Annotated in this window: 16 protein-coding genes and 1 pseudogene; 6 read left to right on the top strand and 11 right to left on the bottom strand. The window is 71.8% G+C overall.

The annotated features are described in order from the left end of the window. Positions 1-109 precede the first annotated feature (109 nt). The gene (locus HOY81_RS19810; RefSeq protein ID WP_237321810.1) at positions 110-2,305 is read right to left on the bottom strand and encodes a restriction endonuclease; all 2,196 of its coding nucleotides are present in this window, start codon (positions 2,303-2,305) and stop codon (positions 110-112) included. Between the two features lie 289 nt (positions 2,306-2,594). Here HOY81_RS19810 and HOY81_RS19805 point away from each other — a divergent pair, with 289 nt between their 5' ends. Both HOY81_RS19805 and HOY81_RS19800 read left to right on the top strand, forming a co-directional pair. Beyond that, positions 2,595-3,866 (top strand): NAD(P)/FAD-dependent oxidoreductase, encoded by a 1,272-nt coding sequence (locus HOY81_RS19805; RefSeq protein WP_237321809.1) that lies wholly within the window; start codon positions 2,595-2,597, stop codon positions 3,864-3,866. Then, complete coding sequence (locus HOY81_RS19800) at positions 3,863-4,795, top strand: RNA polymerase sigma-70 factor (RefSeq protein ID WP_237321808.1); 933 nt, start codon at positions 3,863-3,865, stop codon at positions 4,793-4,795. The genes HOY81_RS19805 and HOY81_RS19800 overlap by 4 nt, the downstream gene beginning before the upstream one ends. Positions 4,796-4,820: 25 nt before the next feature. Here HOY81_RS19800 and HOY81_RS19795 read toward each other — a convergent pair whose 3' ends face one another. The 4 genes from HOY81_RS19795 to HOY81_RS19780 form a co-directional block, all read right to left on the bottom strand. Next, positions 4,821-5,564, bottom strand: a complete 744-nt coding sequence (locus HOY81_RS19795) for an aminoglycoside 3'-phosphotransferase (RefSeq protein WP_237321807.1) — start codon at positions 5,562-5,564, stop codon at positions 4,821-4,823. A 209-nt stretch (positions 5,565-5,773) separates the two neighbouring features. After that, entirely contained in the window at positions 5,774-6,298 is a 525-nt protein-coding gene (locus tag HOY81_RS19790; RefSeq protein ID WP_237321806.1) for a DUF1203 domain-containing protein, read from the bottom strand. A 217-nt stretch (positions 6,299-6,515) separates the two neighbouring features. Further along, positions 6,516-8,561, bottom strand: coding sequence for an NAD(+) synthase (locus HOY81_RS19785; protein WP_237321805.1), 2,046 nt, complete (start codon positions 8,559-8,561; stop codon positions 6,516-6,518). Between the two features lie 229 nt (positions 8,562-8,790). Continuing rightward, a complete protein-coding gene (locus HOY81_RS19780) occupies positions 8,791-10,344 on the bottom strand; it encodes an MFS transporter (protein WP_237321804.1) in 1,554 nt (517 codons plus the stop codon). Positions 10,345-10,576: 232 nt separating this feature from the next. On the opposite strand from HOY81_RS19780, the gene HOY81_RS19775 reads away from it, so the two are divergent. Together HOY81_RS19775 and HOY81_RS19770 are read left to right on the top strand one after the other, a co-directional pair. Next, positions 10,577-11,272, top strand: coding sequence for an ester cyclase (locus HOY81_RS19775; protein ID WP_237321803.1), 696 nt, complete (start codon positions 10,577-10,579; stop codon positions 11,270-11,272). Between the two features lie 176 nt (positions 11,273-11,448). Beyond that, complete coding sequence (locus tag HOY81_RS19770) at positions 11,449-12,066, top strand: TOPRIM nucleotidyl transferase/hydrolase domain-containing protein (protein WP_237321802.1); 618 nt, start codon at positions 11,449-11,451, stop codon at positions 12,064-12,066. Positions 12,067-12,151: 85 nt separating this feature from the next. On the opposite strand, the gene HOY81_RS19765 is transcribed toward HOY81_RS19770, so the two are convergent. Further along, the gene (locus tag HOY81_RS19765; protein ID WP_237321801.1) at positions 12,152-12,922 is read right to left on the bottom strand and encodes a phytanoyl-CoA dioxygenase family protein; all 771 of its coding nucleotides are present in this window, start codon (positions 12,920-12,922) and stop codon (positions 12,152-12,154) included. 305 nt (positions 12,923-13,227) lie between these two features. On the opposite strand from HOY81_RS19765, the gene HOY81_RS19760 reads away from it, so the two are divergent. Then, positions 13,228-13,860 carry a GNAT family N-acetyltransferase gene (locus HOY81_RS19760; protein WP_237321800.1) on the top strand — a complete coding sequence of 211 codons (633 nt, stop codon included), beginning with the start codon at positions 13,228-13,230 and terminating at the stop codon, positions 13,858-13,860. A gap of 12 nt (positions 13,861-13,872) precedes the next feature. Here the strand turns inward: HOY81_RS19760 and HOY81_RS19755 are convergent, their stop codons facing one another. The 3 genes from HOY81_RS19755 to HOY81_RS19745 form a co-directional block, all read right to left on the bottom strand. Next, positions 13,873-14,787, bottom strand: coding sequence for an aminoglycoside phosphotransferase family protein (locus tag HOY81_RS19755; protein ID WP_237321799.1), 915 nt, complete (start codon positions 14,785-14,787; stop codon positions 13,873-13,875). A gap of 163 nt (positions 14,788-14,950) precedes the next feature. After that, a complete protein-coding gene (locus HOY81_RS19750) occupies positions 14,951-15,550 on the bottom strand; it encodes a hypothetical protein (protein ID WP_237321798.1) in 600 nt (199 codons plus the stop codon). A gap of 103 nt (positions 15,551-15,653) precedes the next feature. Then, a complete protein-coding gene (locus HOY81_RS19745) occupies positions 15,654-16,205 on the bottom strand; it encodes a hypothetical protein (protein ID WP_237321797.1) in 552 nt (183 codons plus the stop codon). A 584-nt stretch (positions 16,206-16,789) separates the two neighbouring features. Between HOY81_RS19745 and HOY81_RS19740 the strand changes: the two genes are divergently transcribed. Continuing rightward, positions 16,790-17,113 (top strand): hypothetical protein, encoded by a 324-nt coding sequence (locus HOY81_RS19740; protein ID WP_237321822.1) that lies wholly within the window; start codon positions 16,790-16,792, stop codon positions 17,111-17,113. Here HOY81_RS19740 and HOY81_RS19735 read toward each other — a convergent pair. Both HOY81_RS19735 and HOY81_RS19730 read right to left on the bottom strand, forming a co-directional pair. After that, positions 17,112-17,334, bottom strand: a pseudogene (locus HOY81_RS19735) (NUDIX hydrolase); the annotation flags it as partial. The gene HOY81_RS19740 and the pseudogene HOY81_RS19735 sit on opposite strands and share 2 nt — an antisense overlap. Positions 17,335-17,904: 570 nt before the next feature. Further along, a complete protein-coding gene (locus tag HOY81_RS19730) occupies positions 17,905-19,701 on the bottom strand; it encodes an ATP-binding protein (protein ID WP_237321796.1) in 1,797 nt (598 codons plus the stop codon). Between the last annotated feature and the right edge of the window lie 375 nt (positions 19,702-20,076).

Genomic DNA, 20,076 nt, shown 5'->3' with positions numbered 1-20,076 from the left:
CGGGTCACGCCCGTCCCCCGCGGCACCCGCCGGAGATGTCCGGGGAGCGCACCGGCGCACCTCTGAGCACCTCTGCGCCGGAGAACGGCCGCGCACCCGCACTCCGCCCCTACGCCACCTCGATGCCGTACTCCTGGACCAGCGCTTCCAGGCCGCCGGTGTAGCCCTTGCCGCCGATCACGAAATGCCAGTCGCCGTTCGCGCGGCGCCGGAAGGAGCCCAGGACGAGCGCCGTCTCGCCGGCGCGGCCGTCGGAGACCTCCAGGCGGTCGAGTTCGGCCCCGGAGGGGTCCAGCAGCCGGATGCCGGCGTCGGTGAAGCCGGAGAGATCGGCTTCGGGGCCGGCGACCGGGTCGACGGCCGCGATCAGCACCAGCCGGTCGGCCCGCGCGGGCAGCGCGTCGAACGCCACCCGCATCGCGGCCTTGTCCGGTGGCGAGCACGCCACCGTGCGGACCGAGCCGTCGGGGGTCCGCTCGTTGTTGAAGAAGACGAACCAGTCGTCGCCGAGCACCCGCTGCCCCGCGCACACCAGCGCACAGGTGTCCAGCGCGACGCTTCCGGCCCACGACATGCCCAGCACGTTGTGGTCCGTACCGGCGTCCGGGTCCGGGTCCCCGCCCCCGCCGGGCTGCGCCGCCGCGCCGGACCGGCCGCCCGCGGCGTCCGCGTCTGCCGTGGCGTCCGCGTCCCCCGCGGCGCGCGGCCCCGGCACCCCGGGCCCGCCGGACGCGCTCGCCCCGCCCGCGCCCAGCCGGCCGCGGAGCCCGTGCCGGTGCAGCAGGTCCAGCAGCTCCGCCCCGGAGACCAGCTCCAGCGGCTTGCCGTTGGCGAAGGTGTGCGACCCGGGCCCGAAGCGGGACGTGGTGACCAGGACGCCCTTGTTGGCCCCGGCGTCCTGCACCGTCCCGTACAGGTCCCGGACGGCCGACGGCGGCACGGTGTTCCGGTACCGCTTGACCTGCACCACGATCGAGCCGCCGCGGATCGGTGCGGGGTCCACCGCGGCGACGTCCACGCCACCGTCGTGCGTCCGCCGCGTCGTCACCGCCTGCATGCCCATGGCCCGGAACAACTCCGCGACCAGCGCCTCGAACGCCACCGGGTCCATCTCGTGCAGATCCGGCTCCTCGTCCCCGCCGTGCGTGACCACGCCCTCGCCGACGTCGCCGGGCCGCCGCCCGGGACGTACCGCCGTACGCTGGTCGGGGCGCGCGGAGAGCTGTCCGCGCAGGCCGTCGACCAGGCAGTCCACCGGGTTCACCTGCTCCAGATGCAGGTCGCCGAAGACCGCCCGGGTGGTCATCACGGTGGCGAGCACGACGCGGGCGCGCCGCCCGGTCGCCGGGTCGTGGTCGTCCACGAAGCCGTTCAGGGCGACCGACTCCAGCACCCCGGCCTCGTCCGCAGCGAAGAGCTCCCGCAGCACCAGCAGCACGCACTGCGCCAAGACGTCCCGGTAGAGCGCCCGGCGCTGGGTGACCGGGCGCGGGGTCTCCTTGTCCCGGTCGGAGCCGGGCAGGTAGCGGACCAGCTTGTGCTCCGGCACCACGTCGTACGGCGGCAGCTCCCAGTCGACGACGAGCTCGCGCGCGGCCGGATCGTAGGCGGCGGTGAGCTGCCGCGGCAGCTCCTCCGGCCAGGCGGTGGAGGCGTAGAGGGCGGCGGAGAAGTACTCCACCACGGCGGCCGGTTCGCCGGCGCCCAGCGAGGCCGTCAGTTCGCCGACCCCCGCGTTGTGCGTACGGATCTCCGCGAGCCGGGCCTCGGCCCAGCGGTCGTACTGCTGCCGGTAGGCGGCGAGTTGCCGCTGCCGCTGCGCCTCGGCGGCCTGTGCCGCCTGCCGGTCGCGTTCGTAGCGGGCCTGCGCCTCCTGCTGCGCCTGGGCGCGCCGGTTCGCTCCGAAGAGCCGGCCGTGCTGGGCCGGGAGGTAGGCGTTCGGGTCGGGCAGCGGCACCGGGTGGGCGAGCCGCCCGGGGGAGAAGGGCTCGATCTCCTCCGGCCGCAGCAGAGCGCTCGTACGGAAGGCGGGTGCGCGGCAGCCGGCCGCCAGCAGCCCCTGTAACGCGGCGACCCGCGCCTCCAGCTCCTCCGTACGCCGCCGCGCGTCGGCCTCCCGGTGCTGCCGGTACGCGGCCTGCTGCTCGCGGCGCATCCGCGCCGCCTCGCGTTCCTGGGCGCGCTGTTGTCGCTCGTACTCCCGTTGCTGCTGCACCCGCGCCCGGTGCTGTGCCTCCCGCTGCCGCTGCTGCTGGCGCTGGGCCTCCGCCCAGATGCCGGCCAACCCGTTGGAGCGACGACTCATCGTGCTGCAAGCCCTCCCTGGGACGCCCGCGCCCCGCGATCCCCCCCGCCGGCCCCCTCACCAGCGGTGATGAGACGACTCTAGCCCGTCATACGAAACACGCCCATCCGTTTGCGCGGGAATTCCCGGCATCTTGCGAAGGTCTCGCGACGGCGGTGACCGCGCCGCGCCCCGGCCGGTGTGACCGTCGTCACACCGGGTGCGTGTCACGTACGGACCGGCCGCGCGCATCCCGTGGTCACCGGCCCGCGACAGGCGGGGACGGGACACGAGGAGACGGAGACACCCCATGAGCGCACGGCAGCAGAGCGGCGCGGCGGCGACCGGCGCCGGCACGGAGACCCCGCACCGCGTCCTGGTCCTGGGCGCCGGCTACGCGGGCCTGTCCGCCGCGGTCCAGCTCGCCGCCCGGACCCGGAAGCGCGGCGACCTGCAGGTCACCCTGGTCAACGCACAGCAGCGGTTCACCGAGCGGATGCGGCTGCACCTGACGGCGACCGGGCAGCGCACCGCCGAGCTGGACATCCCGGAGCTGCTGGCCGGCACCGGCGCCCGGTTCGAGCGCGGCTGGGTGACGGCCGTGGACGCGGACGCGCGGACCGTACGGGTCGACGACGCGCGGACCCTCCCCTACGACACGCTGGTCTACGCACTGGGCGGCGCCGCCGACACCGCCGCCGTCCCCGGAGCCGACAGCCACGCGTACACCCTGAACAGCCCCCAGGACGCCGAGGCGCTCGCCGCCCGGCTGGACCGGCTCGGCCGCTCCGGCGGCGGCACGGTCGTCGTCGCCGGTGCCGGCCTCACCGGCGTGGAGTCCGCCGCGGAGATCGCCGAACGCCACCCGCACCTGGACGTCGTCCTGCTCGGCCGCGACGAGCCCGGAGCGACCCTGCGCCCCCGGGCCCGGGCCCATCTGCGGGCCGCCCTCGACCGCCACGGCGTACGGGTCCGTACGGGCGCCGCGGTGGTGAAGGTCCGGCCCGGCGCGGTCGAACTGGCGGGCGGGGAGACCGTCGACGCCGACGCCGTGCTGTGGACCGGCGGCACCCGGGTGCCGCCGCTGGCCGCCGCCGCCGGCCTGACCGTCGACGCACGCGGCCGCATCGTCACCGGCCCCGCGCTGCGCTCGGTCTCGCACCCCGAGGTGTACGCCGTCGGCGACGCCGCGGCGGTCCGCCAGGGCCACGGCGTCCTGCACGGCACCTGCCAGGGTGGCATGCCCACCGGCGTGCACGCCGCGCTCTCCGTCCTCCGCACCCGGGACGGCAAGCAGCCCAAGCCGTTCCGCTTCGGCTACTACCACACGCCGGTCAGCCTGGGGCGGCACGACGCCGTCGTGCAGTTCACCCGGCCCGACGGCCGCCCGCGGCGGCTCTGCCTGACCGGGCGCCTTGCGACCTGGTACAAGGAGACCGTGACCGCCGCACCCTGGCCGGCCTTCGGCCGTATGACGAGGATGCCCGCCTCGGGTGCGTTCTGGCCCCGCGGCGGACGCTTCACCCGCAACGCGGACCGCAACCGGGACCAGCGCCGGGACCGCAGCCGGGCGGCGCGGTGAACGGGCCGGTCCCCGGCCGGGACGACCGGGACCAGCGGGTGTTCGACGCGCACCGCACCCTGCTGTTCTCCGTGGCCTACCGCATCCTCGGCAGCGCGGCCGACGCCGAGGACGCCGTCCAGGACGCCTGGCTCGACTGGTCCGCCGCCGACCGCACCCGGGTCGCCGACCCCAAGGCGTACCTGGCGCGGATCGTGACCCACCAGGCGCTGCGCCGGCTGCGCTCCGCCAGCCGGCGGCGCGAGACCTACGTCGGGCCGTGGCTCCCGGAACCCCTGCTGACCAGCGGCGACACCGCCGACGACGTCACCGGCGCGGAGTCGGTGTCGATGGCCATGCTGGTGGTGCTGGAGACCCTGAGCCCCCTGGAGCGCGCGGTGTTCGTGCTCCGCGAGGTCTTCGCCTTCAGCCACGCGGAGATCGCCGAGGCCGTCGAGCGCTCCGAGTCCGCCGTACGCCAGGCGGCGCACCGCGCCCGGGAGCACGTACGGGCCCGGCGGCCGCGGTTCACCGCGGACCGGTCGCGGCAGCGCGAGGTCACCGAGCGGTTCCTCGCGGCCGCGACCGGCGGCGACCTCAACACCCTGATGGAACTGCTGGCGCCGGACGTCACCCTGTGGACCGACGGCGGCGGCAAGGTGCGGCAGGCGAGGAGGCCGGTCACGGGCGCCGAGACGGTGGCGGGCTGGTTCGCGGCGATCCGCGGCGTCACGTACGAGGGCGTCGAACCCGGCGCCCTGCGCACCGAACTCGTCGAACTCAACGGCGGCCCCGGCCTGGTGTTCCGCGCCCCGGACCGGGTGCTCGCCACCGTCACCTTCGACTTCGGCGCCGACGGGCGCATCACCGCCGTGCACAACGTCGCCAACCCCGACAAGCTCCGCGCCGTCACCTCCGGCACCCCGCACGACCTGAACCCGCCGCACTGACACCCCCGGGCCGTGGCGGCGTCGCTCAGGTCACGCTCCACAACCACCGGTAGTACGCGGTCCGTTCCGGGTCGGGGGCGATGCCGTACGCGTCTAGGAGCGGCCGCTCCCACCCCGGACCGTAGTTCCACTCGGTGGCCCAGGTGGCCACGGCCAGATCGGCCCAGCGGTCGGCCACCCCCAGGGCGCCCATGTCCACATGGCCGGACCAGGAACCGTCCTCGCCCAGCAGGGTGTTCGGCGCGCACGCGTCGCCGTGGCACACCACGAGCCGGTCGGCCGGGGGAGGCGCGGGCGGCTCCGCGGGCGCTCTCCGACCGGCCCGCCGGGCGCGCTCCAGCCGGGCCCCGGCCGACCAGTCGAAGGGGCAGCCCTCCACCGGCAGCCGCTCGTGCAGCGCCCGCAGCCCCTCGCCCACGGCCCGTACGGCCGTCGCGGGATCGGCCGTCCCCCGCGGGCCCACGGCGCTCTCCCCGGGCAGCCCCTCCGTGACCAGCCACGACCCGCCGGCGTCGGCGCCCTCCTCACGGACCCGCGGCACGGGCGTGAACCGCACGGCCCAGCGCAGCCGTTCCGCCTCGGCGGCCAGGTCCAGACCCGAGCCCGCCGGCGCCCACTTCACGAACAGCCGCCCGGGCCCGTCGCCCATGCGGAAGGTGAGGCCGCCCCGCTCGTTCCGCCACACGGGCAGCAGGGCGCGGCCCCGGGCCAGCGCGGTAACCGGCGCGGGCACCGGGACGTCCGGCGACGGCGGCCCGGCGAACGGCATGCCCCTCATGCTCCCCTGCCGCGCGCCTCCCGGGCGACCACGTTTCCGGGGACCGCCCGGGGCGTGCCCCGGGCGTCAGGTCGCCCCTGCTCGCGGCGACGGACGGCAACCCGGCCGCCCGCGCTGACGTTCCGCCCGTCCGCGGGCCCCGGGCCCGCCCTCGCCGGGGAGCAGTCCCGCAGCCGGACCGTCCGGCCCGCCCCGGTGCGCTACGGCCGCCGCACCTCGAAGTGGAAACAGCCGTACTCCACCGCCCGTACGTGCACCAGGGCCACCTCCGGCGCGGCGAACGCCTCCGCCAGCGCCCACGTGAACCCGCGCTCCGCCTCCTCCGGCACCGCGAACAGCCGCCCGCCGGCGATGCGCCCGCCGGCGTCGTAGCGCCGCAGGACACGCAGGGCGCCGGGCCGCGCGAACGGATACCCGCGAGCGTCCGCCGCGCGCGGCCCCGCACACGCCTCGGCATGCACGAAGACCGGCCCCACCTCGTCGTACGCGCCGGGCTGCACCCCCCGCGCCGCCGCCCACCGCCGCAGCGGCGCGTACGACACCAGCGCGACCCGGTCCCCCGGCTCCACCGCCCGCAGACAGCACCGCAACGGGCTGCCCACGCACTCCAGCGGCACCCCGTCCGCCCGCGCCACGAACGGCTCCGGCACCCGCCCGCAGTCGTCGGCGACCCGCAACTCCTCCAGCGCCTCAGCCGGTACCGGCAACGGCGTGTATCTCTCCATGCGCCCACCCTTGCCGCCGCGCGCCCCACCCGCTGGCGGCAATCCGACCCGGCGCTCCAGGCCGGTCACCGCGGCCCCACCACCCGGCCGGGCCCGTGCGACGGGTGCCGCTCCGCGCCGGCACGCACCTGACCGACGATCAACGTCAGGGTCCCGGCACCGGCGGCGAAGGGCCGAGGAGCCGGCGGTCGGATCGGGATCCGCTCCGCGCCGGCGGCTACCGCTCGCCGCCCGCCTGGTCCCAGCGGGCCAGGTCCCGCAGCCAGGCGTCGGCCGAGCTGTCCGAGGGCGCGCGCCAGTCGCCGCGCGGCGAGAGCGACCCGCCGGCCGAGACCTTCGGCCCGTTCGGCATCGCCGAGCGCTTGAACTGCGCGAAGGCGAAGAAGCGGCGGCAGAAGACCTCCAGCCAGTGCCGGATCTCCGGCAGGTCGTACGCCGCCCGCTCGGACTCGGGGAAGTGGGGCGGCCAGGCGCCCGCGTCCCGGTCGTGCCAGGCGTGCCAGGCCAGGAAGGCGATCTTCGACGGCCGGAAGCCGTAGCGCAGCACGTGGAAGAGGGTGAAGTCGTGCAGCGCGTACGGCCCGATCTTCGACTCGGTGGACTGCATCTCCTCCCCGGGCACCAGCTCCGGGCTGATCTCCGTGTCGAGGATCGCGGTCAGCGTCCTGCTCGTCTCCGTATCGAACTGGCCGCTGCCGACGACCCACCGGATCAGGTGCTGGATGAGCGTCTTCGGCACGCCGGAGTTGACGTTGTAGTGGCTCATCTGGTCGCCGACGCCGTACGTGGACCAGCCGAGCGCCTGCTCGGAGAGGTCGCCGGTGCCGAGGACGATGCCGCCGCGCTGGTTGGCGAGCCGGAAGAGGTAGTCGGTGCGCAGCCCGGCCTGCACGTTCTCGAAGGTGACGTCGTACACCGGCTCCCCGGAGGCGTACGGGTGGCCGATCTCCTGGAGCATGAGCCGCGCGGTGGGCGTGATGTCCAGTTCGGTCGCGGTGACGCCGAGCGCGCGCATCAGCCGGTGGGCGTTCTCCCGGGTGTGCGCGCTGGTGGCGAAGCCGGGGAGGGTGAACGCCAGGATGTCGCTGCGGGGCCGCCCCGCGCGGTCCATCGCCCGGGCGGCGACGATCAGCGCCTGCGTGGAGTCCAGCCCGCCGGACACCCCGATGACGATCTTCGGCCCGCCGATCGCCGCCAGTCGCTGCTGCAACCCCGCGACCTGGATGTGGTAGGCCTCGTAGCAATCCCGGGCGAGCCGGTCGGGGTCGGCCGGCACGAACGGGAAGCGCTCGACCCGGCGGCGCAGCCCGATATCCCTCTCCGGCGGCCCGAGCCGGAACGGCACCTCGCGGAAGCCGGTGACCCGGCCGGCGTGGGTGCGGCGGTTGTCGTCGAAGGTGCCCATCCGCGCCCGCTCCTGCCGCAGCAGGTCGAGGTCGACGTCGGCCACCGCGTACCGGTCGTCCAGCGGGAACCGCTCGGTCTCGGCCAGCAGGGCGCCGTTCTCGTGGATCATCGCCTGGCCGTCCCAGGACAGGTCGGTGGTCGACTCGCCGTGCCCGGCCGCCGCGTAGACGTACGCCGCGACGCAGCGCGAGGACTCCGAGCGGCACAGCAGCCGCCGGTCCTCGGCCCGCCCGACGGTGATCGGGCTGCCCGAGAGGTTGGCGAGCACGGTCGCGCCGGCCAGCGACGCCTCGGCGCTCGGCGGCACCGGCACCCACATGTCCTCGCAGACCTCCGCGTGCAGCACCAGGCCGGGGACGTCCTCCGCCGCGAAGAGCAGGTCCGGGCCGAACGGCACGGCCGCGCCGCCCACGCGGAGCTCGCCGCCGCGCTCGTCGTCGCCGGGGGCGATCTGGCGGCGCTCGTAGAACTCCCGGTAGTTCGGGACGTACGACTTGGGCGCGATGCCGAGGATCCGGCCGCGGTGCACGACCACCGCGCAGTTGTAGACCCGGTGGCGGTGGCGCAGCGGGGCGCCGACGACGAGCACCGTCATCAGGTCCGCCGACCCGGCCACCACGGTCCCGAGCGCCCCCTCGACCTCGTCGAGCAGCGCGTCCTGCAGCAGCAGGTCCTCGATCGAGTAGCCGGAGAGGCAGAGCTCCGGGAAGACGGCGACGGCGGCGCCCTCCTCCGCGCACCGGCGGGCCTGCCGCAGGACCGACGCGGTGTTGGCGGGCGGGTCGGCGAGGGCGGCGTGACCGGTGCACGCGGCCACCCGCGCGAATCCGTGCTGATAGATCGACCAGGGGTTCACACGCCCATCATGTCAACCGGGGCGGGAGCCGGCAGCGGCGCCGTGCCCCGCCCGCGGGGCCGGGCGTCCGCCGGGGTCGCCCGCTGTCCGGCGGCGCGCCCGGCGACGTGCCCGCGGGGCGGGGCGCCGCGCGGGGTGGTGTTCGCGGGCCGTGCGCGCGGGGTGGTGCGCCGTCCGGGTCGTGCTGTCAGGGTCGTGCACGCGGAACAGCGCACGCAGCGGCGTCCACTCAGCGACGTGCCCGCAGGGCCTTCCCCGGAGCGGGGGGCCACAGGAGGAGGACCGCGACCGCCGCGACCAGGGTGAGGAGCCCCGTGGCGGCCATGGTGTCCGCGACACCCGAGGTGAAGGCTTCGTCCAGGGTCCGGACGACGGTGGCCCGGATGCCGGGCGGGAGCGCGGCGATCGCCTCGTCGAAGGAGGAGGAGCGCACCAGCGCTTCGCGAACCTGGGCGATCTCCGCGGTGCTGAGGCCGGAGGTCCGCACCACCTCGTCCGCGTCCCGCTGGGTGAGTCCGCGGGCGAGGGCGGTGAGCAGCGCGACCCCCAGCGCGCCCCCGAGCATGCTGGACATCTTGAAGACCCCGGCGGCGGTCCCGGCCAGGTCCGGCGGGACCTCCCCGACCGCGGTGTCGGCGACGGGGGCGCTCACCAGCCCGAGGCCGAGGCCGACGACGAAGAGACCGGCGGCGAGCAGCCACGTCGCGGTGTCCGTGGTGAGGGAGGCCAGGACGAACAGGCCGCCGCTCGCCACGGTCAGGCCGGTCACCGCCGGGAGCCGCCCGCCCCGCCACGCGGCCAGCCGTCCCCCGAGACGGATGCACAGGAAGACCCCCACGGTGGCCGGGAGCAGCAGCATGCCCGCTTCCACCGGGCTGCGGCCGCGGACGTTCTCCAGCCACAGGACGAGGAGGAAGCTCAGCCCGGCCCAGGTGAGGTTCATGGCCAGGTTGGCCGCGAGTGCACCGTTGTACGACCGGATCCGGAACAGCCGGAGATCCACCAGCGGGTCCCGGCTACGGCGCTCGAGCCGGTACCACACCACGGCGAGCACGACGGCCGCGACGAGCAGCAGTACCACCACCGGGCTCCCCCAGCCGGCCGCCGGCCCCTCGGTGAGGGCGTAGAGCAGTGCGAAGACGGAGAGGCCGATGGTCGCCAGGCCCGGCCAGTCGACACGACGCGTCGCGTGGGGGTCGCTGGACTCCGGCGTCGTCGCCCGTACGACAGCGAGCACGACGGCGGCGAGCGGCAGGTTGATCCAGAACAGCCACCGCCAGCCGATCCCGTCGGTGATGAAGCCGCTCAGCGCGGGCCCGACGGACAGTCCTCCCCAGGCCACCGCCTGCCAGATCCCGAACGCGGCGAGTTCCTCCCTGCCCGTGAACTCGGGCGGGATCAGCGCCAGCGAGGCCGGCAGGATCAGTGCCGCTCCGACGCCCATCAGCCCCCGGCTGATCACCAGCGACGCCACGTCGGGGGAGAGCGCGGCCGGTACGGAGAACACGGCCAGCAGGACGAGCCCCGCCTCCAGCATCCGGCGACGGCCGAAGAGGTCCCCGAACCTTCCGGCGGCGATCACCAGGGCGCCGGTGACCAGACTGAAGGCGTTGTTCGCCCACTGGAGCGCGGACAGCCCGCTGCCGTACTCGTCGGCGATCTCCGGGACCGCCACGCCCAGGTCGCTGAAGGCGAGCCAGACCAGCGCGGCAGCCGTACAGATCGCGCCCAGGGACACCCACCTCCGGGGCGACGGGGCGTTCTGCGGTGGAATCTCGGTCATGACACGGCTCCGGTGCGTACGCCGCGCCGAGGCTGCCGGCCTCCTCTGCCCACGGCTCGACGGGACGGCCCGCAGGATTGCGGGCCAATCACGATGAGTAGCAATGTGGAGACGGAGAGTCACTCACCGGGTGGGGTGGCGTCCCGTGTGCCGCTCGGCCCATCAGGACAAAGCGGGCATGTCGGCATAGCCTGAAACCGTCCCCCAGGCTTCCGTCTCAGAGGGAGGCGTCATGTCCTTCGTCCAGGTCATCGACTGCAGGACCAGCAGGGTCGAGGAGTTGAACAGGTTGATGGACAGTTGGGTGGAGGCCACGGAAGGCAAGCGGACGGCCACCCACTCGATCGTCGCGCAGGACCGTGCCGACTCCAGCCACGTCGTGGAGATCGTGGAATTCCCCTCCTACGAGGAGGCGATGCGGAACTCGCAGCTTCCCGAGACGGACCGGATCTTCCGGGAACTGGTGGCGGTCTGCGACCAGGAGCCCCGGTTCACGGATCTGGAGGTCGTCCGGGACGAGCAGCTGAACAAGAACCTGGTGCGAACCTTCTTCGAAGAAGTGTCCACCAACCGGAGCTTCGACGCGCAGGACACTCTCTGCGCGGACGACTACCGGGAACACGACCCGACCCTGCCGCCGGAGGGCATAGGACGCGAGGACTCCAAGGCGGCGAACCGGGAGGTGCACACCGCGCTCGAACCCGTGGTCACCCTCGAGCACCTCATCGAGGAGGGCGACCTGGTGAGCGCGCAGTTCTCCTTCACGGGCCGTCATGTCGGGTCCCTGCGGGGGATGGAGCCCACCGGCCGGGAGTTCTCCACCACCGGGCAGGCGACCTTCCGCTGCCGGAACGGCAGGATCGCCGAGAGCTGGTGGAACATCGACTACCTCGGCGTGCTCCGGCAACTGGGTGCCGTCGACATCTGACCTCCGCCCCGGGCCCTCGCCGGCGAACGGGTTCAAGCTCACCCGTGCGTGCTACGCCCGCTGCGACCCGCCGTTCTGCGCCGCCGGAGACGCCCAGGCAGGCGTGGCCGGTGACCGACCCTGCGGCCGGCAGAAATCCACTGGCGCGGTGGCGGGAAGGGGCGAAGACTCGTCCCATGGACGGCATGGGGGCGTTCCGGGAGGCGGTCACCGCGTGGGCGGCGGGCGGCCCCGGCGATCTCCCGCGCGAACTCGCGGCGCGGCTGCCCGTCCGTACGGTCGTCCTGCTCGAGGGGCCGAGCGACCTCGCCGCGGTCGATGCGCTGGCCGCGCGCCGCGGCCGGGACCTGGCGGCCGAGGGAGTCTGCGTACTGCCGATGAACGGCGCGATGAACGTCGGGCGCTTCGCCCGCCTCCTCGGGCCGACCGGCCTGGGCGTCCGCCTCACCGGGCTGTGCGACGAGGCGGAGCGCCGCTACTACGCGCGCGGTCTGGAGCGGGCCGGTGCCGCGCAGCAGGAGTTCTTCGTCTGCACGGCGGACCTGGAGGACGAACTCATCCGCGCGCTGGGCGTGCCGCGCATGGAGGACCTGGTCCGGGCCGAGGGCGACCTGCGCGCCCTGCAGGCCTTCCTCCGCCAGCCCGCCCAGCGGGAACGCACGGCGCAGCAGCAGTTCCGGCGCTTCCTCGGGACGAAGAAGGGACGCAAGATCCACTACGGCCGCGTCCTCGTCGAAGCCCTCGACCCCGACCGCACCCCCGCCCCCCTCGACGACCTGCTCGCCGGCCTCTGACCGCCGGCCCCGGCTGCCCGGTGCCCAGACCGACCGGTACCCCAGGCACGACCGGGGACCGGATGGCGGCGAGGGTCACGGGCCGCTACGTGGCGAGCCCGGCGAGCACCGCTCGCTCGACCGGGGCCGGAGCGGCCCCGGAGAGGTCCAGCTCGCCGGTCGGTTGCAGCGGCGGTTGGGCCAGGAACCGGGGAACCGTGCCGCGATGCGGCTGAGCCGCGTGCACGAGGAAGGGGTGGCACAGCAGCACGTCGCCCGGCGAACCCGTCGCGAGGGCCACGGGACGGTCCGCCGATGCCGGTACCGCCTCACCGCAGAGTTCGAACCACTCCCGCCCCTCCTCACCGGCGTCCGCCAGCAGCGGCGGTACGTCGAGATGGGAACCGGTCCGCACACGGGTCGGGGCATCGTCGGGACCGATCTCGGAGAAGAGGAACAGCAGCAGCAGCGCCCGCCCCCGTGAGCGCAGGTTCACCCGGTTCTCCCCCGCCTGCCCGGCGAAGCTCGCCTCGAGGTGCCAGCCGTCGTCTCCCGGCTCCTCCTCGCTCGGGAAACGGACCGGCCACGTCCCCAGCGCCCGCAGTGGCTGCCACCGCCCCTGACCGACGAGCTGGTCGAACGCCTCGTGCAGCGCGGGCTGACCGGCTGCCGCCCGGAACGGTTCGGAAGCGAGTTGGTCCAGCCGTACCACCGGACGGTCCCACGTCGCCGGATCCTCACGCTTGCAGCCGGCCACCGCCTGAACCGCCTTCCACAGCGCATCCTGACACTGCTCCGCGAGTTCAGCGGGAACGACTCCCCTCAGCGCCACGAACCCGTCGCGGACGAACGTCTCCACCTGCTCCTCGCTCAGCATGCACCCACGATGCGCTGCGCCGTTCCGCCACACAACCTGATTTCGGATGGGCGGGATCCCCGAATCCTCACCCTCGATCGCCGCGACCTCCGCGCCGGTACGCCCGCTGCGCGCCGGAGGCAATGCCGGGCTCTGCCTGACGACCTGCCCCTCTGCCTCACCGATGGTGCGGGCCGGCGATTCTGCCCCCGGGGGGGCTCTGTCCGCGAGAACGGGCCGCGGATGTACACCGGTTCGGGAGGCAGCCCGGTTGAGCGGGTGCGTGAGATGGTCGGGGGCGAGCGGGACGCGGCAGGATGCTCCGCATGACATTGCCCACCCCCGAGCTGCACACCACCCGTCTGCGACTGCGTCCGTTCACCGACGCCGACGCGGCACCGCTCTATGCGCTGCACAGCAACGCCCACGTGCTGCGTTACTGGGACTCCCCACCGTGGACCGAACCGGCCCGCGCCCGGCGTTTCCTCGCGACCTGCCGGACGATCGAGGAGGAAGGCACGGGAGTGCGGGTGGCCGTCGACCGCGTCTCCGACGGCGCGTTCATCGGCTGGTGCGGCCTGACCGACTGGAAGCCGGACTTCCGCAGCGCGACCCTGGGCTACGTCTTCGACGCCGCCGCGTGGGGCCACGGCTACGCCACGGAGACCGCGCACGCCGTCCTGCGGTGGGCGTTCGACACCCTGGACCTGAACCGCGTCCAGGCCGAGACCGACACCCGCAACGAGGCGTCCGCCCGGGTCCTGGAGAAGCTCGGCTTCGTCCGCGAAGGCACCCTCCGCGAGGACTGCGTCGTCAACGGCGACGTCTCCGACTCCTGGGTCTTCGGCCTCCTCCGCCGCGAGTGGCACCCGACGGACACGCCAACGGCCGGCCGCTGGACCCGGACCGGCCGCCCGCGCGACGGAGCCGCCGCGCCTCGGTGCTCGCCCGGTGCCTGACGGACGCCCGGATCAGGCCGGGGAGGAGGGGCCGGGGTCGGCCATGATGCGGTCCAGGGTGCGCCGGCCCATACGGCTCATGGGCGGGTTGCTCTCGGCGTAGTACCAGACCAGGCCCATGGCCTGCTGGAAGGCCCACGCCTTCCCCCGCTCCCATGCGACGTCGTCGCACCGGAGGTCGTCACGGAGGAGCTGCCGCGGCCCGGCCTCCAGCAGATGCCAGGCCGCCACCAGGTCCAGCGCGGGGTCGGCCGCACCCAGTCCGCCGACGTCGAGGACCCCGGCCAGGCGGCCCCGGGAGACCAGTACGTTCCCCGGGATGAGATCGCCGTGGGTCATGGCCTCGCCGGACGGGTTGTCCGGCAGCTCCCGCAGGCGTGCCCACATCCGTCGCAGCCGCGGGACGTCGAGGAGCTCCCCGCTCTTCTCGAAGCAGGTCTCCAGCCACGCGTCGTGGGATTTCAGGTCGCCGCCGCGGCCTTCCCCACGGAACGTGCGTCCGCGGGTGTCGAGCGCCCGTACGGCGCGGATGAACGACGCCAGATCGTGCGCGAACTCGGGCGACCCGCCCGGGTCCTCCTCGGTGGCGACGACGCCCGGCAGCCAGGTCTGCACCGACCACGGAAGCGGATAGTCCGGGCCCGGCGCCCCCAGTGCCACCGGCCGGGGCGTCGGAAAGGGCGTGCGGCCCGCCAGCTCACGGGCCGCCTCCGCCTCGGACTCCAGCTCACGGAGCGCCGCCCCGGCGTCCTCCCCACGGAGGGGGAACCGAGCCGTCAGCCCCTCGCCGATGCGGAAGATCGCGTTGACCGTGCCGTCGGAAGCCAGGCTTCTGACGGGCAGGTCCCGCCACTCGGGGAACTGAGCCCCCACCAGCTCCCGCACCGTCTCCACCGGCACGCTCAGCTGACCGGCATGCATGTCCATGGCGGGAGCGTGACAGGGCCCCACCCTCCCCGCAAACGACTTTCCGCCCTGGCACGGGGGTGCTCCTCGCACGGGCTTGTACGGCCCCCGCCGGCACCGTGGCGTCCGGCGCGGGGTGGGAACCCGGCGAGCGGGCTGCCCCACCTCCCGTCCCCTACCGCCCTCAGGGCAGGAGCGCCTTCTGCTGCGCGGCCCGTTCTTCGGCGAGCAGCCGCTGGTGATGGCTCCTGCGGCGGACGGCGGTGACGAGGACGATGACGGCGCAGATGCCGATTCCGAGGACGGGAAGGAAGGCGGCGAGTACCAGCCCGCCCAGCGACGCGACGAAGCCTCCGGTGTCGCCGATGGCGTACCGGGACGGTCCCTGCGACGAGCAGGTGACCTCGTAGTCGCCCGACCGCGGCACATCGATGGTGTAGAGCGGATTCCACGTCTCGCCACGGGTGAGGAACACGTCGATTCCCGGATCGGAGAGCCGGGGGTCGCCCGGCCCGGTGATGCCGCACTCCTGGGCAGGCGACGGGCCCCGGTTCCGGATCCAGATCGCCTTCTCGCTCTCCGGCTCGAGCCGCAGGGTGACGGTGTCGCCGTCGGCGAACTGGTTGTCGGTGTCCACCGCGTCGATCGCGTTGTCGAACCGGTACACACCGAGGGTCACGCCCAGCGTGATCAGCACGACAGCGACCGCGGCCGCCACGACATACCAGTGCCGGCCGGGCCGGAGTGCGTTCGCCGGTATCCGCGGCGGAGGGAAGGGCTGCATCGACACACCCTAGACCTGCGTCCGCCGAGGCGGCCGTGCTGTGGAACGCCCACGCCCCGAGGAGGGGACCCGGTTCTCCTGCCTTGGCAGGCTCTGGCCGACGTCACCCCTGCGTACTCTGGTTCCCCGTGAGCCCCCGCCCGTCCTGGCAGGCGAGTGGCACGACTTGCTCGGGGGTCTCCCGGAAACGGAACCCCAGAGCGCTCACCAACTCCAGCACCAGGTCCTCCGCGAAGGGGTCCGCCTCGGCGGCGAGCACCGTAGCCAACGCATCGGTATCCGGTTCACGGCCGGCCTCTCTCGCCCAGCCTGCTGCGAGTGGGGCGGCTTCCTCGTTCCCTTCCAGCACCTGCTCCGGAGCGCCGTAAGAATCGTGCGCCGTACGCGGCGACAGCACGCAATGCCACCTGGGCCCCCTCGGGCTGGCTGCTTCCACCGCCACCACATCACTGTCAATGACCTGGGCGATGAGCACGGGACCCTGCGTCTCCTGCCCGATCGAGTCGGAGGGGACAGCACCACCGTGGAGTTGCACGATCTGCCAGGCACCGTCGTGAGCCGACCAGGCAAGGTCACCGCCTGCCTGCCGCATCGCCGGCAGCTCTGCCAAGGGCCCGTCGTACCGGGCCACCACGAAAGTTCCGAAGAATCCCATGAGCGTGGATGGTATGAGCGGTTGCTGACAACGCCCTCTGTTCTGGCCGCCAGGCGACCCGCCGAACCCCTGCCATGGACAGACCACCTGCCTCGCGTTCCCGGTGGTCGGCGGGGCTTCCCGACCGTAGCGACAGGACCTCGCCCACGCGGTCATCGAGCTGGTGCGCACGTGCTACGGCACGGAGGAAGCGCGGTGGAGGTCCGCGGCACCGTCCAGTCAGTCGATTCAGTCCCTCTGACCCGGTCTGCCCACTGGACGCAGCGCTTGGGCAACAGCGTGCATGCCGGGTCAGTCGGGCCGCTGAGCCGCCGGGACACGACGAGGCGGCTGCTGGTGCTTGCGTCCGTGGCCCGCGTTGACCGCCGTGCCGTTTCAGGCTCTTCTGTGAGTATCTGGTGCGGGGCCCGCACCGGCCGGCCGACTCGCCGTCACGGGTCGTGGCGCGCCGCCGCCCAGGACTCGGAAGGGGACGGTGCAGCCGTGTGGTGCACATCTCGCTGGCTAAACTGCTGGCTCGTATGCCCGTCTGTGACGGCTACGCGCACACTGACGGTTTCCCGTTCGACCCGAAGGACTGAGCCCTGCCCGACCGGCCTGAGATCGTCTGCATCTGCGGCTCCACCCGGTTCGTGGACGAGATGAGTGCGGCGAACCGTGATCTGACCTTCGCAGGTGCCATCGTCGTCGCGCCGGGTGTATTCCTGCGCGCCGAGGACCACGAAGGAGACGAGTTGCTCACCAGCGAGCAGAAGACCGCGCTGGACGCCCTCCACCTGCGCAAGATCGACCTGGCTGACCGGGTTCTGGTCGTCAACCCGGGCGGGTATATCGGCGAGTCCACGAGCAGGGAGATCGCATACGCCCACGCCACCGGCAAGCCGATCTCGTTCACCGATCCCTTCTGAGGGACACGATCAGCCCGGTCATGTTCTTGTGGATGCCGGTCAGAGTCGCGAGAAGGGCGAATCTTGATACCGGTCTCTTCGAGGACTTCCCGTTGTAGGGCCTCGGGGATGGTCTCGCCGGGTTCAAGGACGCCGCCGGGCGGTTCCCACTGTCCGTTGTCGCGTCGCTGGATCAGCAGCGCGCGGCCGTCGTCGTCCACGATGACCCCGGCGACGCTCACGGAGTGGGGGCGCTCAGCAGTGCTCACGTTCCTCGCCTTTTCGGTCGGCGGGGCTTCTCGACCGTGGCGACAGGACCTCGTCCACTCGGTCATCGAGCTGGAGCGTACGGGCTACGGCGCGGAGGGATCGCGGTGGATGTCTGCGGCGCCGTGACGGCGGCCGGCGGTTGGGCCCTCGCCTGCCGACTGGCGGCACCTGACGGGCTCGAGGCCCGCACCCGGCCTCAGGCCTTCGCGGCGCGGGGGACGGGAGAGCCGGAGGGACGACAAAGCCCCAGGTGCCTGACCTGGGCCTTCGTCGTTGGAGCGGGTGACGGGAATCGAACCCGCGCTCTGAGCTTGGGAATCACCGTGTAGATCGGCCGGATAGATACGCTGACCTGCGGTAACGGCGCGACTAGGTTGTCACGGCACGCACTTCGGTGTCCCGAGTTGACCGCGGTTTACCGCCACTTCTGGTGCGTATCTGGTGCGATGGTGCGGCCCTTGCAGAAGCCGGACCTGACGCGATGATCTGTCGGCGTCTCGCCTGTCGCTCCTGTCCGTAGGCGTTCCCACACGGCAAAACACTCAGTCTGATGAGGGGGACGCTTCGGGGTCGTCCTGCTCTGGCTGTTCTTGAGCATCGTCCAAGCCAAGTTGAGAGCTGAGCCTGTATTTGGCATGCTGTCCTTGCCCTGCTTGGGTGGGCTCAACCTTTCCTTCATTTTTCAAGGTTCGAATCCAGTGCTCTGCTGTCTTGGGATTAAGATTGAGCAGCTCGCTGATTTGTGCCTTTGAGAGCTCCCCATGAACTGATAGCAGTTGCGTAATTTGCCGACGGCGATCCGGGCGGGACCGATGCTTACCTTCTCGTCCCGCCGAGGCTGCGTAATCGGACAATGTGTAGCGTGCCCCTCCACGGATTCCCGTCTGATCCACCAATTCGCGCGCGACGAGATCTTGCAGTTCGAAAGTTGCTGCTCGACTGTCATTCACGCCCGTAGCCGATCGGTATTTGGAGTTGTCGAGTACTTCACCTCGGCGCATTAGCGAAAGAGCGATACATTGACTGTCTCGTAGGCCTTCTCGGCCGAGGGTCGTGAGCCACTTCACCGTATCATCGTCAAGCAGAGTGTGATTTGGCATGGTGACTTCGAAGGAGGTGGTTCGGTCAGAGAACCGCGGTGGGCTCATGCCGGCCTGACGAAATGCGGTGTTCATTGCCCTGATGCCGGATCCGCGGTTCTCGCAGACAGTTCGGTCTTCGCCAGGAACAGTGACGTCTTCCAGTAGCTTCATCAGCAACGAGTTTCGTGCTGACGAGCGCCCTTCTTCTCCGAGTCGCTCGATGTCAAGTGCCCCGAATAGGCCACCGGAATTTAGGATTCGCAACCGGTCTGGGTACATCTCAACCTGTACCTGAGTGCCTCTCGATCCTGGGCTCAGATCGCGGTGGACCAAGGCGTTTACGATGGCCTCCCTGAGTGCTTCAGGAGGATACTCCCAGACGTCACGACGCCCCTCTCCGACAATCAGGGCGCGTTTTGACATGTTCCGCTGGATAGCCTGCAACGCCTCTTTTGCCATAACTGGAATTGAGCCGTTAATGCTAACGTTGTCTAGGAAGCGGACGCCTGTAGATGTGGACTCGCCACTAGTTGTGGGAAAATGCACAAAGGTCAGGTTTAGTTGCGGGAAGTATTGCTGAGGATACAGCCCAAGTGCAAGAAGTCCGCCCATTGTGAGTAGATCATCGTCGCCTGACTTGATCGTTACCCTGGTCATTCGAAGAATTACTTCTTGCGGTGCGTCGCCAAAGATCCGCGGATTGGACGTACGCATACGCTCGACGTAACCGTCGACTGCTCGTGCGTCGAGATCGCTGAGGCTGGACCCTGGAACCGCTTCCTGGTCAAAAAGTGGCTGACCGCGGTCTGAAATTAGCTGCTGAACCTCTTCAGGGGTGAGCCGCCTATCGCCCTCTCCTACTCGGATGAAGCTGCCACGGTTCATCCCAAGGCTGATACAGTAGGCGGGTTTCTGTTCGCGAGGAAGCTCGCTGACTTCAGCCACAACGACGTTCTTCTCGTCGATGTTGATAATTGAGATGGTGGGAGAGAGTGGTGGAGAAATTTCCGTCCGGCACATGGCTGCCAGGTCGGCCTGCATCTTACCGGCGTCTTGAGTTCCGGTTACTGCGAACCCAGAATCCTCGTTGACGCCGAGAATCAGTGTTCCGCCGCCGGGGGTATTGGAGAAGGATGAAAGGGTTTCTTTGCAGGATTTGGGAAGATTTGACTCTGCCTTCTTTGCCTCAATATCTGCCGCTTCGGCGCCGAAGGTCCGAGCCGATGCAAGTATGTCGCGGAGCTCTTCTGGTGTCATCCGTTCACTTCGCTCTGGTTCGGGATGTACTTGTCGTCTGCTCGCACGCCATGCCGCGGTCTCTCGGGTGTAGATCGGGCTTGGGCTGCTCTTCCCGTGCGTTCCGATCTTAGCGGAAGCACTTGATTGCTTGAATGGCTCAGCACTGCGTCGCGCCGGCCTGCGCAAGTAGTGTCGTGTGCTGGTGCGTGGGGCTGACCTGCGGGTTTGGCGGTAGTGGGACCTCCTAACCACTTCCTAAGTTGGGAAGGTGCTGGCTGGCTGGGTCGCCGCGGTTGGGGCGTTCGAGTGAGGGGCCCTGAGGCTGCTAGCTGGGGTGATGTCGTGTGCTGGTGCGTGGGGCTGACCTGCGGGTTTGGCGGTAGTGGGACCTCC

Origin of the sequence: Streptomyces sp. JJ36 (assembly GCF_021696945.1) — a bacterium.
Classification (GTDB): Bacteria; Actinomycetota; Actinomycetes; order Streptomycetales; family Streptomycetaceae; genus Streptomyces.
Note: the sequence above shows the minus strand (reverse complement) of the source record. Positions and strands in the feature narration are given on the sequence as shown.

What these genes read in the sequence shown, in the direction of transcription:
- HOY81_RS19810 (WP_237321810.1), bottom strand. Translation starts at nt 2,305, where the DNA reads ATGAGTCGTCGCTCCAACGGGTTGGCCGGCATCTGGGCGGAGGCCCAG.
- HOY81_RS19805 (WP_237321809.1), top strand. Translation starts at nt 2,595, where the DNA reads ATGAGCGCACGGCAGCAGAGCGGCGCGGCGGCGACCGGCGCCGGCACG.
- HOY81_RS19795 (WP_237321807.1), bottom strand. Translation starts at nt 5,564, where the DNA reads ATGCCGTTCGCCGGGCCGCCGTCGCCGGACGTCCCGGTGCCCGCGCCG.
- HOY81_RS19790 (WP_237321806.1), bottom strand. Translation starts at nt 6,298, where the DNA reads ATGGAGAGATACACGCCGTTGCCGGTACCGGCTGAGGCGCTGGAGGAG.
- HOY81_RS19780 (WP_237321804.1), bottom strand. Translation starts at nt 10,344, where the DNA reads ATGACCGAGATTCCACCGCAGAACGCCCCGTCGCCCCGGAGGTGGGTG.
- HOY81_RS19775 (WP_237321803.1), top strand. Translation starts at nt 10,577, where the DNA reads ATGTCCTTCGTCCAGGTCATCGACTGCAGGACCAGCAGGGTCGAGGAG.
- HOY81_RS19770 (WP_237321802.1), top strand. Translation starts at nt 11,449, where the DNA reads ATGGACGGCATGGGGGCGTTCCGGGAGGCGGTCACCGCGTGGGCGGCG.
- HOY81_RS19765 (WP_237321801.1), bottom strand. Translation starts at nt 12,922, where the DNA reads ATGCTGAGCGAGGAGCAGGTGGAGACGTTCGTCCGCGACGGGTTCGTG.
- HOY81_RS19760 (WP_237321800.1), top strand. Translation starts at nt 13,228, where the DNA reads ATGACATTGCCCACCCCCGAGCTGCACACCACCCGTCTGCGACTGCGT.
- HOY81_RS19755 (WP_237321799.1), bottom strand. Translation starts at nt 14,787, where the DNA reads ATGGACATGCATGCCGGTCAGCTGAGCGTGCCGGTGGAGACGGTGCGG.
- HOY81_RS19750 (WP_237321798.1), bottom strand. Translation starts at nt 15,550, where the DNA reads ATGCAGCCCTTCCCTCCGCCGCGGATACCGGCGAACGCACTCCGGCCC.
- HOY81_RS19745 (WP_237321797.1), bottom strand. Translation starts at nt 16,205, where the DNA reads ATGGGATTCTTCGGAACTTTCGTGGTGGCCCGGTACGACGGGCCCTTG.
- HOY81_RS19730 (WP_237321796.1), bottom strand. Translation starts at nt 19,701, where the DNA reads ATGACACCAGAAGAGCTCCGCGACATACTTGCATCGGCTCGGACCTTC.